Genomic DNA, 15905 nt, shown 5'->3' on the forward strand with positions numbered 1-15905 from the left:
TTTAGAATATTGAGAATAGTTCCAAAACCACAACAATTGCATTGTTGCTAAGCGCTTCTAATTCTATTTTTTCCGTATTCCAAAGTGCTAATCCATCTCTTGCATGCATTAGTCTTCCCTCAATTTCAAAAGCACCATCAACAATTAAAGTATAAAGGCTGTTTGCAGAACTTTTCATTTCGTAAACAGCTTCTTTTCTTCCAGCAAAAAGACCTACACTTAATTTAAAAGGTAACTTACCATCATTAATAATCTCTATAAGTTGATTTGGGTTTTTCTCAAAGTCGAAATCGAATGATGTGTTTTTGCTGAAGAAATAATCTTCATTACTAATTCCAAGCTGTAAGTAATTAATAGTATCATCTTTATAAGGATTACTGATTTCTAAAACCTCTCCTTTTTCCATATTCAAAATTTGAACTTGGCCCGTTTCAACAGCGTACTCTTTTGTTTTTGCAACAATATCGATTCCACCAGTTATTGGTATAAAAATTTGAGTAGAGTTTGCCTTACATAAGAAGAACGTTAATTTTCCTCCTGCAATAAATTCATCATTACAAAGAAACAAGCTGCCAAAAGGTTCTTTAAACTCGTTAAAATACTTTTCGAAATTAAAAGTGCTATATCTTCGTAAAATCGAAGTCTCGGTCAGCCCACGTTGGTCTGCTAAATATATTTTGCCTGGCGAATCCATATTAAATGTTTTTGATAGAATGAATGCTTAAGAAAGGTTGTAATTGAAATAAATTAGTAAAAATCTCTTCCTCAAGGTTTTCTTTAAATTGAGAAACTAAAAGGTGCTCTCCAATTGTATCGTGCCACAGCAATGGTTTGCAAAAGAAATTTATTGCAATTTTATGCTTTTCTATATTATTGATATCTGAATTGATTAACTCGAATTTGAAATTTTCAAATGTTAGGAAACGTCTCCCTAAATCATCTAAAATATCTGGAATAACACCATTAAGCTGCTGTAAATAACCCACAATTGAGCCGCCAACCAAGAAATGTAATTTATCAGCACCAGGAACATTCAAATTCATTTCAGCAAATGTGTTGTATTGTTTTTCCTGATTATATAACTGCGATTGCATTTTAAACTCGATGAAGCTATCTTTATGTACAAACTTATCCCATGGGTTGTAATTAGTGATATCAATTATTTTTCGGTAGCACAGTGTGATTATTTTTTCAGTCATAACGAGTTAAAAAAAGGCGTTAAGAAATCAATTCCTAACGCCTCGATAAAAATAAACAAACAATTATAATTCTTATGCTTTTACATTTACTTTAAAGGTAAGTTCAAAACCAGCGGTTAAAGTTCCGCTTACGGTTGCAATTTCAATACCTGTTTTATCGTCGCTAAAAACGTTATCTGCATTATTATAGGTATAACCAGTTAGGCCTTTACTATAGCCATTAACCAATGCTACAGACGAACCCGAGCCTTCGGGAAAAGCAATTTGGGTAACCATTAAAGATGTTCCTGCGGCATTATAAACATGAACGTGAATGTGTGTTGCTCTACCGCTGTACCAACCTGGAAAAATCGACGTAAAAGTTACCAGCCCGTTCGCATCGGTAGTTTGGCGGCCACGTAAAAAATGTACGGATTGGTAGTTGGTACTTTGCATACCCGAGCCTCCATACTCCGAATAATTACCTTCTGCATCGCAGTGCCAAATATCTACAATTGCACCTGCTAAAGCTGCACAACTATTATTTATATTGCCGATTGTGATTTTTGCAGTCATTTTATAGCCCGTTCTTCCATCGGTAATATCGCTTCTTACATAAGATGCTGGAACTTTTGTTGGGAAAGGGCCTTCAGTTTCTGTTGGAGCCACCGTACAACTTCCGTTTGTGCTAGTCGTTGTGCCTGCGCTTCCTGAACCTGAACCCGAAGTTGTGCCATCTGTGATGCTGCTTTTTTTACAGGCTTCGATAATAACTGGAGTTGAGATTGCTCCAATCATTAAACTCCTGATGAAATTCTTTCTTTCCATGGTAATATGTTTTTATTAGTTGGTTACCTATTTTAAAGGTGCACAGAAAGAATTTGTCTATAACAAATGTATCGATAAACAAATGTTTTGAAACGTTAAATGCTTGAATTTTAAGGAAAGAGCAGCCAAAATTATCTGTAAAAATATCTTTATGATTATAAACTATTGATAAGATAATAGCAGAAATGCGGAGTGGTTAAAAAATGAGGAACAGTTTTTGCAATAATCTAATTTCTTTTTGTAAAAGATTAAAATTAGCTTTGCCGCTTAATAATGAAACACCTAGTTACCATATCTCTTGTATTTTTTAGCTTAACACATTTGGCAAAGGCCGAACGTGTTGAAGGGCTAAGGATATTAAACGAATATTGTAATGAGCATAAAATTAGCACTAATACGGCTGATAAAGATTCCGTTCAACTTAATGAAGATCGCAATCCTTATCTGTTATCGTACACCAGTCTTGCTTTAATTGGAACTCAAAATCCATTAAAAGTTGAGAAATATGTGAGTGCAAATCAGGTTATTGCCGATTTAACCATCCGTAAAAAGCCAAAAAATAATAGCCCGTAATCTCTTCTTACAAAAAATCTTGCAATAAGATTTTGACCCCATTTATACCATTAACAGCCAAAATGACTTGTAATAAGGCATGGCTTGGTTGTTGTAATACACCTGTTTTTTTAAATAATAAATACGAATAAAATATAATGTTAGGATTTTTAGCGAAGGTTTTCGGAAGTAAATCAGAAAGAGATATAAAGGGCATACAGCCATTAGTTGTTAAAATAAATGAAGAATACGCTAAGTTATCTTCTATAAGCAATGATGAGTTACGTGCTAAAACGATAGAGTTTAAAGGCAGAATTTCTGCATTTTTAACCGATATCGATGGAAAAATAGCTGCTTTAAAAGCAGATGCAGAGAATGGAGATTTAGATCTTCATCAAAAAACAGCTTTGTATGATCAGGTTGATGCTTTAGGTAAAGACCGTGATGCGGAGTTAGAAAAAGTGCTTTTAGAAATTCTTCCAGAAGCTTTTGCTGTAGTTAAAGAAACTTCTCGTCGTTTAAGCGAAAACGATTTCTTAGAAGTTACAGCAACGCAATTTGATAGAGATTACGCAGCTCGCAAAAGCAATGTAAAAATTGTTGGCGATAAAGCACAGTGGGCTAACCGTTGGGATGCTGCCGGAACTGAAGTTGTTTGGAACATGGTTCATTACGATGTACAGTTAATTGGTGGTGTTGTTTTGCACAGCGGTAAAATTGCCGAGATGGCTACAGGTGAGGGTAAAACCTTGGTAAGTACGCTTCCTGCTTATTTAAACGCATTGGCTGGCGAAGGTGTTCACATCGTTACCGTGAATGATTACCTTGCCCGTCGTGATAGTGAATGGAATGGTCCTTTATTCGAGTTCCACGGAATTAGTGTAGATTGTATTGATAAGCACGAACCAAATTCGGAAGAAAGAAGACAAGCTTACGCTGCTGGAATTACTTACGGAACAAATAATGAGTTCGGTTTTGATTACCTGCGTGACAATATGTCGCAAACACCAGACCAATTGGTACAACGCAAGCCTCATTTTGCAATGGTTGATGAGGTCGATTCAGTATTAATTGATGATGCCCGTACACCTTTAATTATTTCAGGTCCGATTCCTCATGGCGATCAACACGAATTTTATGAGTTGAAACCACGCATCGAACGTTTGGTTAATGCACAGAAAGCATACGTTACACAAGCTTTAAACGAAGCGAAAAAATTAATAAATGCAGGTAACTCTGGAACCGAAGAAGGCGAAGGTGGTTTAGCATTATTACGTGCTTATCGTGGTTTACCAAAAAACAAAGCTTTAATTAAATTCTTAAGTGAAAGCGGCGTTCGTGGTTTGTTGTTGAAAACAGAAAACTACTATATGGCAGATCAATCTAAGAATATGCCAAAGGTAGATTCTGAATTGTTCTTCTATATCGATGAAAAAAATAACCAGGTTGAGTTAACAGAGAAAGGTATCGAGTTAATTACGCAATCAGGTGAAGATCCTCAGTTCTTTATTTTGCCTGATGTAGGTACAGAAGTTGCTGAGTTAGAGAAATCTGATTTGCCTTTAGAGGAAAAAGTAGTAACTAAAGACGCTTTAATGCGTGATTATTCTGTAAAAGCAGAACGTATTCACTCGGTTAACCAGTTATTAAAAGCATATACTTTATTCGAAATTGATGTGGAATACATCATCGATGAAGGAAAAATTAAAATTGTTGATGAGCAAACGGGCCGTATTATGGATGGCCGCCGTTACTCTGATGGTTTACACCAGGCAATTGAGGCTAAAGAAAATGTAAAGGTTGAGGATGCTACTCAAACTTATGCAACAGTAACCTTGCAAAATTATTTCCGTATGTACCACAAACTTTGCGGTATGACGGGTACAGCAACTACTGAAGCAGGTGAGTTCTGGTCTATCTATAAATTAGATGTAGTTGAAATTCCAACCAATAGAAATATTTCAAGAATTGATGACCAGGATTACGTTTACCGTACCGTTCGTGAGAAATACAACGCAGTTGCTGCCGAAATACAATTCTTAGTTTTCCCTTACACACATTACGAGCCAGAGTACGAGCTTGATAAAGAAGGTAACGTTAAACAAAAAGATGGCAAGCCAGTTGTTAAGTTCGATGCTACAGGTAGAATTGTACCTAAGTTAGATGCTAAAGGAGCTTTAATTCCTGCAGTAAATCCTCAAACTGGTCAATTAGAATCAAAAGCTGGTCGCCCAGTATTAGTAGGTACAACTTCAGTTGAAATTTCAGAGTTATTGAGCCGTATGCTTAAACTTCGCGGAATTAAACACAATGTATTAAATGCTAAAATGCACCAGAAAGAGGCCGATATCGTTGCCGAAGCTGGTCAGGCTGGTCAGGTAACTATTGCAACCAACATGGCTGGTCGTGGTACCGATATTAAGTTAGGAGCAGGTGTTAAAGAAGCGGGTGGTTTGGCTATTGTAGGTACTGAACGTCACGAGTCTCGTCGTGTCGACAGACAGTTACGTGGTCGTGCTGGTCGTCAGGGTGATCCAGGTTCATCTCAGTTCTTTGTATCGCTAGAAGATAATTTAATGCGTTTATTCGGTTCTGAAAGAATCTCAAGCATTATGGTTCGTATGGGTATTGAAGATGGAGAAGTGATTCAACACTCGATGATTACAAAATCGATCGAACGTGCGCAAAAGAAAGTAGAAGAAAACAACTTTGGGATTCGTAAACGTTTATTGGAGTACGATGATGTAATGAATTCGCAACGTACGGTAATTTATGCTAAGCGTAAAAATGCTTTATTCGGCGAACGTTTAGATGTTGATATGAACAACATGGTTTTTGATGTTGCAGAAGATATCGTTACCGAATACAAAACTGAAGGTAACTACGAAGGCTTTAAGCTTGAAGTAATTAAAAACTTCTCTGTTGATACCGCAATTACAGAAAAGGAATTCTCAACAAGTAATATCACGGCTTTAACCGAAAAATTATTCGATGAGGCTGAAACATTTTATGCCCGTAAATCTGAAGCAATTATTCAGCAATCGTTACCTGTTTTAACTCAGGTTTACGAAGAACGCGGTCAGCATATCGAACAAATTGTAGTTCCTTTTACGGATGGAATTCGTGGTATTCAAGTTTCAGTTGATTTGAAAAAAGCAATTGATAATAAAGGAAAAGAAGTTGTTCGTTCGTTCGAAAAAACTATTGTTCTTGCTTTAATTGATGATAGCTGGAAGGAGCATTTACGTGAAATGGATGATTTAAAACAATCTGTTCAAAATGCAGTTTACGAACAAAAAGATCCATTGGTGATTTATAAAATGGAAGCCTTCAACTTATTTAAAAACATGCTTAACGCAGTTAATAAAGAAGTGGTAAGTTTCTTATATAAAGGTGGTATTCCAGTTCAGCAAGAACCAGATCAGGTTAGAGAAGCACCAGCTCCGGTAAAACAACCAAAGTTGCAAACTACTAAACAAGAGTTTGGCGCAGAGCAACCAGGTGTTGAATTTGGAGATACTCGCGAAGCACTTCCTCAACAACCGATTCGTAAAGAAGCAACAGTTGGACGTAACGAGCCTTGTCCTTGCGGTAGCGGTAAAAAATATAAAAACTGCCACGGAGCGAGCTAATAAGAATTAAATAAATTTATAAATCAAAGCCTTGACAACAGTCGGGGCTTTTTTTGTGTAAAGAAATATGGTCTGTTAGATTACCTATATTTTGCTAATAATTCGATATTTTTGATATAAGGAAACATTGTTGATTAAAATTCCAATGATAAAAGTTTAATGGTAAAACAGTTTATTAAAGATTTTGATATTATCAAAATCAAAAAAGATGTGCTAAATCAAAATTCGAATAAATTGATACCATCGATTAAGAATAGCTAACATTTGCACAACCCATAAAGAATGCCGATTTTTGTAAAGATTTCGGCATTCTTACTTTTAGCCTAATCGAATCCAAATAGTCATGAAAATAATTTATACCATTGCCTGCTTCCTTTTTTTATTTAAAGCTTCTTTTGCTCAAAAGGGCGAGGTAACGGTGGTAAAAGATCCGATGATAGATAGTTTGATTGCTAAAAGGATTGAAGTATACCGAACAGGCGGCGATGTTTCTGCAAAACCAAATAAACCAGTCGTTTCTGATTATGGTTATCGGGTTCAGGTTTTTTATGGTTCCGATCGGCGGGAAATGTTTAATCAGCAAGCCAAATTTAAAGGCAGTTATCCCAAAATCAATACTTATATCATTTATAAGGAACCCAATTATTATTTACGTGTTGGCGATTTTAGAACAAGGCTCGAAGCCCAACGTTTGATGAGCGAACTCAGACCAACTTTCCCAACATTATTTATTTTCAGGGAAAAAATTAACGCACCAGTATTAGATAGCACAACAGATGATCAAAAATAAAATTAAAGACTTAGCCGAAAACATTTTTAACGATGTAGTAGGTTATCGTCGTCATATACATGCAAATCCCGAATTATCTTTTAAAGAATTTGAAACCTCATTATTTATTAAAGAGAAATTAACAAAATGGGGAATTGAATTTACAAGCTGCGCCAATACTGGTGTTGTTGGGTTAATTAAAGGAAATCTTCCATCAGATAAAGTCATTGCACTTCGTGGCGATATGGATGCGCTTCCAATTCATGAGGATAATGATAAGCCTTATCGCTCTAAAAACCATGGTGTAATGCATGCTTGCGGCCACGATGTTCATACTTCATCACTTTTAGGAACCGCCTATATCCTTAATCAGTTAAAGGATGAATTTGGAGGCACGATTAAATTAATTTTCCAGCCAGCAGAAGAGTTATTACCAGGTGGTGCGAGTATTATGATTAAGGAAGGTGTATTGGAAAATCCAAAGCCACAATACATCGTCGGTCAGCACGTTATGCCTTTAATCGAATCGGGCAAAGTTGGTTTCCGCTCGGGGATATATATGGCATCAACAGATGAATTATATGTAACCGTAACAGGCAAAGGTGGTCATGGCGCACAACCGCACCAAAACATCGACCCAGTCTTAATTGCTTCACACATCATCGTTGCACTACAGCAAATTGTAAGTCGCAATGCAGATCCACGTTTACCATCTGTTTTATCGTTCGGAAAAGTTACCGCAAATGGCGCAACTAATATTATTCCAAACGAAGTTAAGATAGAAGGTACGTTTAGAACCCTGGATGAAAACTGGAGAGCAGAAGCACATAAGCGAATGAAAAAAATGGCTGAAGGTATGGCCGAAAGCATGGGCGGAAGCTGTGATTTTGATATTCATAAAGGTTATCCATTTTTAATCAATGAAGAAAAATTAACCGCAAATGCCAAAGGTTTTGCCGAAGATTTTTTGGGCAAGGAAAATGTTGTTGATTTAGATATCTGGATGGCTGCCGAAGATTTTTCTTTCTACTCACAAGTAACAGACGCTTGTTTTTATCGTTTAGGAACAGGAAACAAGATTAAAGACACAGAATATTCGGTACATACACCTAAGTTTGATATTGATGAAGATGCACTTAAAATTTCAACAGGTTTAATGGCTTATATTGCACTTAAACAGCTGGGGAATTAATATAAAGAGAGAATTATGTAAAATTGGAGATGGTATAATTAGTTGAATCAATACATTACTTTTTCAACCTGACTTTCTCGATCATCCGTATCCCATCATCCATTTTCAATCTCAAAAAGGGCATCATTTTTGAATACAGAGCACTACATGAAAAAATTACTGTTAATTATAGCATTATCATCATTTTTCTTTACAGGATATAGTCAGATAATCGATCGTTTTAATCCCGATACCATTAAAACCATTACCCTCGATTCGAGTGTTAATATTAAAGCAGAAAAGCTGAATATTGAAACTTTTATAAATAAGGTAATTAACGATACGTCGTTCTATCAATCTTTCAGAGATATGAAGCGTTACAGTTTTATTGCCGAAAACAGAATTTACAGCTACGATAAAAAGAACAAAGTAGATGGCCGAATTTACCGTAAAATAAGACACAATAACAATGGTCCTTATAAAATGGAATACCTTGTTAAAGAAGATGAAGGGAAAATGTATAAGAAGAATGGAAAATATCAGCTTTATACCGTTGAAATGTTCGATTATATCTTCATGAATGCTTATAATACCGATTTTGTACCCAACGCACCAGCAGAAGATGGTAAAGGTGGAACAAACGAAGGTTATAAAGCAAAATTGAAAACCTTAATTTTTAATCCTGGCCGACCAGTTAAGGTTCCATTTATAGGCAGTAAAACTGAAATATTCACCGCGAATATGCGTCAGTATTACGATTACTCTTTTACTAGCGGAACTTATCTGGATTCTATTCCTGTATATCGTTTTAAAGTTGCAGTTAAGCCCGATTTGAGCAGCTGGACTAAAGATGGAATTATGATTAAGGAATTGGTAACCATTTTTGATAAACGTAATTTCAATATTCTTGGTCGCTATGTAGATATGAAGTATGGCAATATGCTGTTCGATTTTAATGTGCAGATGAACATTGAAATGGGTTATTTTGGGGAGGATAAATTGCCAACCAAAATTACTTATCAGGGCAACTGGGATTATCCTTTTAAAAAGGAAGAACGGGCCAGTTTTTTAATTGTACATAAAGATTACAAGCTCGGAAAGTAGGATCGTTTATCGGATAAAAAGATTTATTATCTTTAACCTTCAAAATAATCGATAAATGCATTCATTCATTTCTTCTAAAATTAAGCTAACATTTCTATTAGCTTTTATTTTAGCAACTACCTTACAGGCACAGGTTTTAACTTCAAAACAGATTGATAGTGTTGTAGAAAAAACCTTAAGCACTTTTAATGTCCCTGGAATTGCTGTTTCTGTAATTAAAGATGGCAAAGTCGTTCATTTGAAAGGTTATGGTGTTCGCTCTATCAAAACCAACCAGAAAGTTGATGAAAATACACTTTTTGGTGTAGCATCGAATACCAAGGCATTTACAGCAGCTGCATTAGGTATGTTGGTTGATGAAAAAAAGATTACCTGGGATACAAAAGTTACCGATGTAATCCCCGAGTTTAAGATGTATGATGCATTTGTAACTTCAGAATTTACCATTCGCGACTTGCTTACACACCGTAGCGGTTTAGGCTTAGGTGCTGGCGATTTGATGATTTGGCCAGATTCGTCAACTGTTGATAAAAAACAACTTATCCATAATCTTCGATATTTAAAACCTGTTTCATCTTTCCGTACAAAATATGATTACGATAACCTATTGTACATTGTAGCAGGCGATGTAGTTGCAAGAGTTTCGGGCATCACTTACGAAGATTTTATAGAAACCAGATTTTTTAAACCACTTGGAATGAGCAAAACTGCTGCATCCTGGTATCGTTTAAAGGATAAGTCGAACGTAATCGACGGACATGCACCGTACGAAGGAAAGTTACTCCCTGTAGGTTTAAGCTTTGGTGAGGTTGCAAATGCTGCTGGCGGAATTTATTCTAACGTAACCGATATGAGTAAATGGGTTACCGCTATGATTAATGGTGGTAAATATGGTGATCAATTGGATAAATCACTTTTTAGTTCTGCAATACACAGAGAATTGTGGACACCACAAACCATTATTGCCGGAGGAAATCCATCGAGCTTTAGTAGTTATGGGTTAGGCTGGTTTCTAAGTAATGTTAACGGAAAATTTCAGGCCACACATACTGGCGGCTTATCGGGTATTGTAACACAGGTTACCATTATTCCTGAAATGAAGTTGGGCATTATAGTCTTAACCAATCAACAATCTGGAGCTGCATTTAATTCAATAACAAGTTCCATTAGAGATGGCTATTTAGGTATTAAAGGGCAAGACAGGATTAAAACCTATAACGATAACAGACTTAAAAATGAGAAGCAGGCTAGTGAAATGGTAGCTAAAGTTTCTAGCGATATTGAATCACAACAAAAGAATAATACCATTAAGCCAGATGTAAAAAGCTATTTTGGTACCTATAATGACGCCTGGTTTGGGCAGGTTATCATTAGTGAAGTTAATGGAAAAATGCATTTTCAAGCTAAAAACGCACCAAAGCTAAAAGGAGATCTGACTTTTTATAAAGGCAATACTTTTATTGTAAAATGGTACGATAGAAGCTTAGATGCCGATGCTTTTGTGAATTTCACGCTTGATAATAACGCAAACGCAAACGGATTTAAAATAGCAGCAATTTCGCCGCTAACAGATTTTAGCTTTGATTTCCAGGATTTAGATTTTAAAAAAACCAAATAATCATACCATGAGAACCACACTAAAAATTACATTATTCTTTTCTGTATGCGTCCTATTTTTAACCTCAATGACATTTAAACCGAAACGCATTATCTTTTTTGGCGATTCAATAACACAACAAGGTGTATCGGCCAATGGTTATGTTACGTTAATTAAAAAAGCACTTGATTCTACCAAATACAATGTAATTGGTGCGGGTATTGGTGGTAATAAAGTTTATGATTTATACCTGCGCTTGGAAGATGATGTATTGAATAAAAAACCAGATTTAGTGGTAATTTATGTTGGTATTAACGATGTATGGCATAAGCAGTCTTCGCATACAGGAACCGATTACGATAAATACTTAAAATTCTACCAGGCACTGATTAACAAAATTCAAGGCGTTGGAAGTAAAGTTGTATTGGTAACGCCTTCGGTTGTTGGCGAAAAAAAAGACGGTACAAATGAACTTGATACTGACTTAAATAAATACGCAGAAGGAATCAGACAACTAGCCGCTAAAAACAATTTACCAGTATGCGATTTAAGAAAGGTATTTGCCGAGTACGAAGCCAAAAATAATCCAGAAGATAAAGAGAAGGGTATTTTAACCGTTGATCGGGTACACCTAAATGAAACTGGTAATAAGCTGGTTGCAGATCAGTTATTGCCTCTAGTAAAGTAACCTCCTAATCCCCCGAAGGGGGTTAATACAAATCGGAGGCATGTTTTTCACAATTAAAAATAAACATATAAAAGAAAAGCCCTTTTAGGGATTTGATGTAAAGACAGAGCGGTGTTAAAAGCCCAGTCTTGATACTAACTACTTGATACTATTTTGATAAACCGCGAAACAATAGATAAGATAATGGATACCGCCCGTATAGAGGAGGTAGTAGGGGATTTTGTGCACTTAAAAAAACGCGGAACAAGTTTAATCGGAAACTGTCCTTTTCATGGCGAGAAAACACCGTCATTTCACGTATCGGTAACTAAGGGGATATATAAGTGTTTTGGTTGTGGTAAAGGGGGCGATTCTGTCCGTTTTATAATGGATCATGAGAAATACTCTTATCCCGAAGCACTTAAGTTTTTAGCTAACAAATACAATATAGAAGTTGAAGAGGCAGAATTATCTCCTCAGGATGCGGAAGCTCAAAATGCAAAGGAAAGTTTATATATCGTTTCTCAATTTGCAGCAGCCTTTTTTGTAAAGCAACTTTGGGAAACCGACGAAGGTAAAAGCATAGGTTTAAGCTATTTTAAAGAGCGAGGTTTTAGAGAAGATATATTAAAGAAATTCGAAGTAGGTTATTCGCCCGATGTTTGGGATGCAATGACACAAAGTGCTATAAGAGAAGGTCATAAATTAGAATTTTTAGAACAAACAGGTTTATCCATTAAAAACGATAATGGCAAAATTTACGATCGCTTTCGCGGTCGTGTAATGTTCCCAATTCACAACTTTACGGGAAGAGTAATTGGTTTTGGAGGAAGAACGTTAAAAACAGATAAAAATGTTCCCAAATATGTAAATTCTCCAGAAAGCGAAATTTACCATAAATCGAATGTGCTTTATGGCTTGTTTCATGCTAAGAAAGCAATTCGCGATTTGGATAACTGTTATCTGGCCGAAGGTTATGCCGATGTACTTTCCGTTCATCAGGCGGGCATAGAAAACGTTGTAGCCTCATCAGGAACATCGTTAACTGTTGAGCAGATTAAATTAATTGGTCGTTTTACGCAAAACGTAACCATTCTTTTTGATGGTGATGCAGCGGGGATTAAGGCTTCACTTCGGGGTTTAGATATGATTTTGGAAGAAGGATTAAACGTAAAAATCGTTTCTTTTCCCGATGGTCACGATCCCGATTCGTATATGCATCACGTAGGCGCTGGTGCTTTTAAAACTTATATAGAAGATAATCGCAAAGATTTCATCCTTTATAAAGCCAATGTTTTGCTTAAAGAAGCTGGAAACGACCCAATAAAAAGGGCAGGCATTATTCGTGATATTGTAGAAAGTATTGCTAAAATTCCCGATCCGATAAAAGCATCGGTTTTTATAAGGGAAAGTAGCAGCTTGTTGCAAATTGAAGAAAGTATTTTGCTCTCTGAGCTCAATAAAATGCGTTCAGCTAAAAGTAAAAAGACTTTCGAAAGTAATCAAAGAGCAAATAATAATAACAGCGGTAATCCATATTCATCGGGTCCGCCAGAGCCACTTGGTCCACCAGATGATTTATGGGATGACCAGGCAGGGCCTTCTATTCCTGGTCAGGCGGTTGAAACGGATGAAAACCAGGAAAAGGAAATCATTCGCCTATTGTTAGCTTATGGCCATGAATTTGTAAATTGGGATAATATTGATGATATGGTGATCGGTTCTTTCATCATGCAAAATCTGGCTGATGTAGAATTTGAAAATCTTCTTTGTAAGAAGATTATAGAGTATTATAAGTCGGAAATCGACAATGGCCGTTTGCCTACTGCAAATCACTTTGTTAAACATGAAGATCGAGATATTGCCGATTTGGCAATTACCCTTTCCACGTCAGAATATGCTTTAAGTGAGAACTGGTTAAATAAACATCAGATTTATGTTAAAGATGAATCCATGCATTTAAAAGCAACTATTTTGGGTGGTATTTTTCACTTAAAAAAACGTAAGGTCGATAAAATTTTATCAAACCTTTTAAAGGAAATTAAAGATGAAAAGGATAACGACAATCAAATGATTTTAATGCAGCGTTATGGCGTAATTAAAGGCGTTGAGCGTGAAATATCAAAGTTCCTTGGCTCTGTTATCGTTAAATAGAAATAAGGGGTTTTAGCCGTTATTTTAACCATTCAAAAATCTAAATTCACTCATTTATACACATGGCGGTTCACAACGATTTAGGACGAAAGGGCGAAGAACTGGCCAAATCATATCTGGAGAAAAATGGATATGAAATTCTTGATGAGAACTGGGTATCTGGAAAGGCCGAAGTTGACTTGATTGTTTATAAAGAAGGCATCATGGTTTTTGTTGAGGTAAAAAGTAGAAGTTCGGTTGCTTTTGGGCAACCTGAAGAATTTGTACAGAAAGCAAAGCAAAAACAAATGGAAATAGCTTCATTAGCTTATATCGAAATTATGAATCATCAAAATGAAATTCGTTTTGATATTATTGCAATAACATTTAGAAAAGATAGTACTTACATTTTAAACCATATTGAAGATGCATTTTGGCCAGAAGATTAACCAACTTAAAACATTACTCTTTATTGCAATTGTAATTAGCCTTGCAAGTTCATGTAGCAACTCTTCTACAAAAGCTACCTACAGAAGTTTTATTTCGCCATTAGTAGGATTAAACGTAAAATCTGGAAACGATTTTGATGTAAAAATACTCTTTGGTAAAGAAAATAAGGTAGATTCTGTAGTTTACTTAATTGATACTGTTAAAGCAATTTCGAAAACAGATACTACGGCAATTAAGCTTACAACAACGGATTTAAAACTTGGAAACCATTTGCTAACAGCTAAAATTTACAATGCTGGCGAATCGGAAGATTTAACGTCGAATATTAATATCCTTGCAGCTAAAGAACCCGATTTGTATACGTATAAAGTTATTTCAAAACTTCCTCACGATACTTCTGCCTACGTAGAAGGTTTAGAGTATCATAATGGATTTTTCTACGAAGGAACAGGAGAAAAGGGGAGTTCTGATTTGCGTAAGGTTAATGTACAAAATGGGAAAGTTTTACAAAGGGCAAGATTGGATACGGCTTTATTTGGTGAGGGAATAACCATAATTGGCAACAAAATCTTACAGTTAACCTGGATGGATAAAAAAGCCTTTGTTTACGACAAGGATACTTTCAAGCAATTAGCTGAACTAACCTATAACCGAGAAGGTTGGGGTTTGGCATTTGACGGGCAGAAAATTCTAACTTCTGATGGTTCAAATACCATTTATTTCCTGGATAAAGATAACTATCAACAAATAGGTTCAATTGATGTTTATGATGACAAAGGAGAAATAAGAAGTTTAAATGAATTGGAATATATCGACGGTAAAATTTACGCAAATGTTTATCAAACCAATACGATTGTAATTATCAATCCAGAAAACGGAGCTGTTGAAGGCAAAATAGATTTAACTGGGCTGTTCCCCGTTGCAGATTATTTTAAAACAGACGATGCAAGAGGTAATAATGTATTAAACGGTATTGCTTACGATCAAGCTGGAAAGCGACTTTTTGTAGCGGGCAAGAAATGGCCGTATATTTTCCAGATCCAAATCTCCAGGGTTAAATAAATCAATTTAAGGATAAATCAGTCTTAAAATCTTATTTATCCTTAAATCTAAAAATCTTGTTTATTTTTTCTTTACCTCATCCAGATAGCCATTAAAATTTATGGTTTGTTTATTATTGCTGTAAGCCATTAAGGTTGCATATCCGTTTTGAGAAATATTTAAAACCAGCTGGTAGTTCTCTATTTTTAAATCGTTAGTACGGATATTTATAGTGTACCCACCCTTTTTATTCTTGGTTTCCTTGTAGGTAAAATCTTTAGATGTAAACTTAATTCCTCCTTCGGATGGGTTATACGGCGCAGAAAATGATCTTCCATAATAAGGTAAATAAGCAATTAAACTATCTGGTTTTACAACAAGATCATATTGAGCGCCAGAAAGATTAATCGTTCCGCCACCCTGTGCACCAGGAAAACTTCTCAGCACTTGGTTTACTTCGTTATTGGCTAATGGCGTGGCAGAATTTGCTACAAAAACATAGTTTTTATTACCTACTATTTTAGCGGTAGTTTCTTTATCTGTTTGGGCAAATGCCTGAGTTATAATTACTGTGAAAAATAAACTCAAAAATAATTTAGTGTATTTCATTTTTGGTGTTTTGAATGTTTAACAATTTAAAGATGACGGAGTTTGCTTATTTCCATAAATTGACAGTGTTTTGTTTCAAATACCTATATAAATATAACCAATTTTAATGCAGGACTTTCAAGTTTTGACATAAAAAAGCCGTTCTGAAAATTAATTCAGAACGGCTTTCGATAT

The 15905-nt window shown here is 35.6% G+C and carries 14 protein-coding genes; 10 read left to right on the plus strand and 4 right to left on the minus strand.

The window, feature by feature from the left end; all coding sequences use genetic code 11:
* Position 1 precedes the first annotated feature (1 nt).
* The 3 genes from ABD692_RS05240 to ABD692_RS05250 all read right to left on the minus strand — a co-directional run bounded on the left by ABD692_RS05240 (position 2) and on the right by ABD692_RS05250 (position 2006).
* The gene (locus ABD692_RS05240; protein ID WP_344765590.1) at positions 2 to 694 is read right to left on the minus strand and encodes a pirin family protein; all 693 of its coding nucleotides are present in this window, start codon (positions 692 to 694) and stop codon (positions 2 to 4) included.
* 1 nt (position 695) lies between these two features.
* Positions 696 to 1199, minus strand: coding sequence for a hypothetical protein (locus ABD692_RS05245; RefSeq protein WP_344765592.1), 504 nt, complete (start codon positions 1197 to 1199; stop codon positions 696 to 698).
* 72 nt (positions 1200 to 1271) lie between these two features.
* Positions 1272 to 2006 (minus strand): dioxygenase family protein, encoded by a 735-nt coding sequence (locus ABD692_RS05250; RefSeq protein WP_344765594.1) that lies wholly within the window; start codon positions 2004 to 2006, stop codon positions 1272 to 1274.
* Positions 2007 to 2279: 273 nt separating this feature from the next.
* Here ABD692_RS05250 and ABD692_RS05255 point away from each other — a divergent pair, with 273 nt between their 5' ends.
* The 10 genes from ABD692_RS05255 to ABD692_RS05300 all read left to right on the plus strand — a co-directional run bounded on the left by ABD692_RS05255 (position 2280) and on the right by ABD692_RS05300 (position 15143).
* A complete protein-coding gene (locus ABD692_RS05255) occupies positions 2280 to 2579 on the plus strand; it encodes a hypothetical protein (protein WP_344765596.1) in 300 nt (99 codons plus the stop codon).
* Positions 2580 to 2716: 137 nt separating this feature from the next.
* Positions 2717 to 6190, plus strand: coding sequence for a preprotein translocase subunit SecA (locus ABD692_RS05260; RefSeq protein WP_344765598.1), 3474 nt, complete (start codon positions 2717 to 2719; stop codon positions 6188 to 6190).
* 343 nt (positions 6191 to 6533) lie between these two features.
* Positions 6534 to 6980: an SPOR domain-containing protein gene (locus ABD692_RS05265; protein WP_316761866.1), complete on the plus strand. Its 447-nt coding sequence runs from the start codon at positions 6534 to 6536 to the stop codon at positions 6978 to 6980.
* A complete protein-coding gene (locus tag ABD692_RS05270) occupies positions 6967 to 8151 on the plus strand; it encodes a M20 metallopeptidase family protein (protein WP_344765600.1) in 1185 nt (394 codons plus the stop codon). Before ABD692_RS05265 ends, ABD692_RS05270 begins: the two co-directional genes overlap by 14 nt.
* Positions 8152 to 8298: 147 nt before the next feature.
* Positions 8299 to 9234, plus strand: coding sequence for a hypothetical protein (locus tag ABD692_RS05275; RefSeq protein ID WP_316761860.1), 936 nt, complete (start codon positions 8299 to 8301; stop codon positions 9232 to 9234).
* A 55-nt stretch (positions 9235 to 9289) separates the two neighbouring features.
* The gene (locus tag ABD692_RS05280) at positions 9290 to 10852 is read left to right on the plus strand and encodes a serine hydrolase (RefSeq protein ID WP_344765602.1); all 1563 of its coding nucleotides are present in this window, start codon (positions 9290 to 9292) and stop codon (positions 10850 to 10852) included.
* A 7-nt stretch (positions 10853 to 10859) separates the two neighbouring features.
* Positions 10860 to 11519, plus strand: a complete 660-nt coding sequence (locus tag ABD692_RS05285; RefSeq protein ID WP_344765604.1) for an SGNH/GDSL hydrolase family protein — start codon at positions 10860 to 10862, stop codon at positions 11517 to 11519.
* Between the two features lie 183 nt (positions 11520 to 11702).
* On the plus strand, positions 11703 to 13652 hold the full coding sequence (gene dnaG, locus ABD692_RS05290; RefSeq protein ID WP_425567324.1) for a DNA primase: 1950 nt from the start codon (positions 11703 to 11705) through the stop codon (positions 13650 to 13652).
* A gap of 62 nt (positions 13653 to 13714) precedes the next feature.
* Positions 13715 to 14080 (plus strand): YraN family protein, encoded by a 366-nt coding sequence (locus tag ABD692_RS05295; RefSeq protein ID WP_316761853.1) that lies wholly within the window; start codon positions 13715 to 13717, stop codon positions 14078 to 14080.
* Positions 14058 to 15143 (plus strand): glutaminyl-peptide cyclotransferase, encoded by a 1086-nt coding sequence (locus ABD692_RS05300; protein WP_344765609.1) that lies wholly within the window; start codon positions 14058 to 14060, stop codon positions 15141 to 15143. Before ABD692_RS05295 ends, ABD692_RS05300 begins: the two co-directional genes overlap by 23 nt.
* A 60-nt stretch (positions 15144 to 15203) precedes the next feature.
* On the opposite strand, the gene ABD692_RS05305 is transcribed toward ABD692_RS05300, so the two are convergent.
* On the minus strand, positions 15204 to 15731 hold the full coding sequence (locus ABD692_RS05305) for a DUF4251 domain-containing protein (RefSeq protein WP_316761845.1): 528 nt from the start codon (positions 15729 to 15731) through the stop codon (positions 15204 to 15206).
* Between the last annotated feature and the right edge of the window lie 174 nt (positions 15732 to 15905).

Source organism: Pedobacter ginsengiterrae, assembly GCF_039537385.1.
Lineage (GTDB): Bacteria > Bacteroidota > Bacteroidia > Sphingobacteriales > Sphingobacteriaceae > Pedobacter > Pedobacter ginsengiterrae.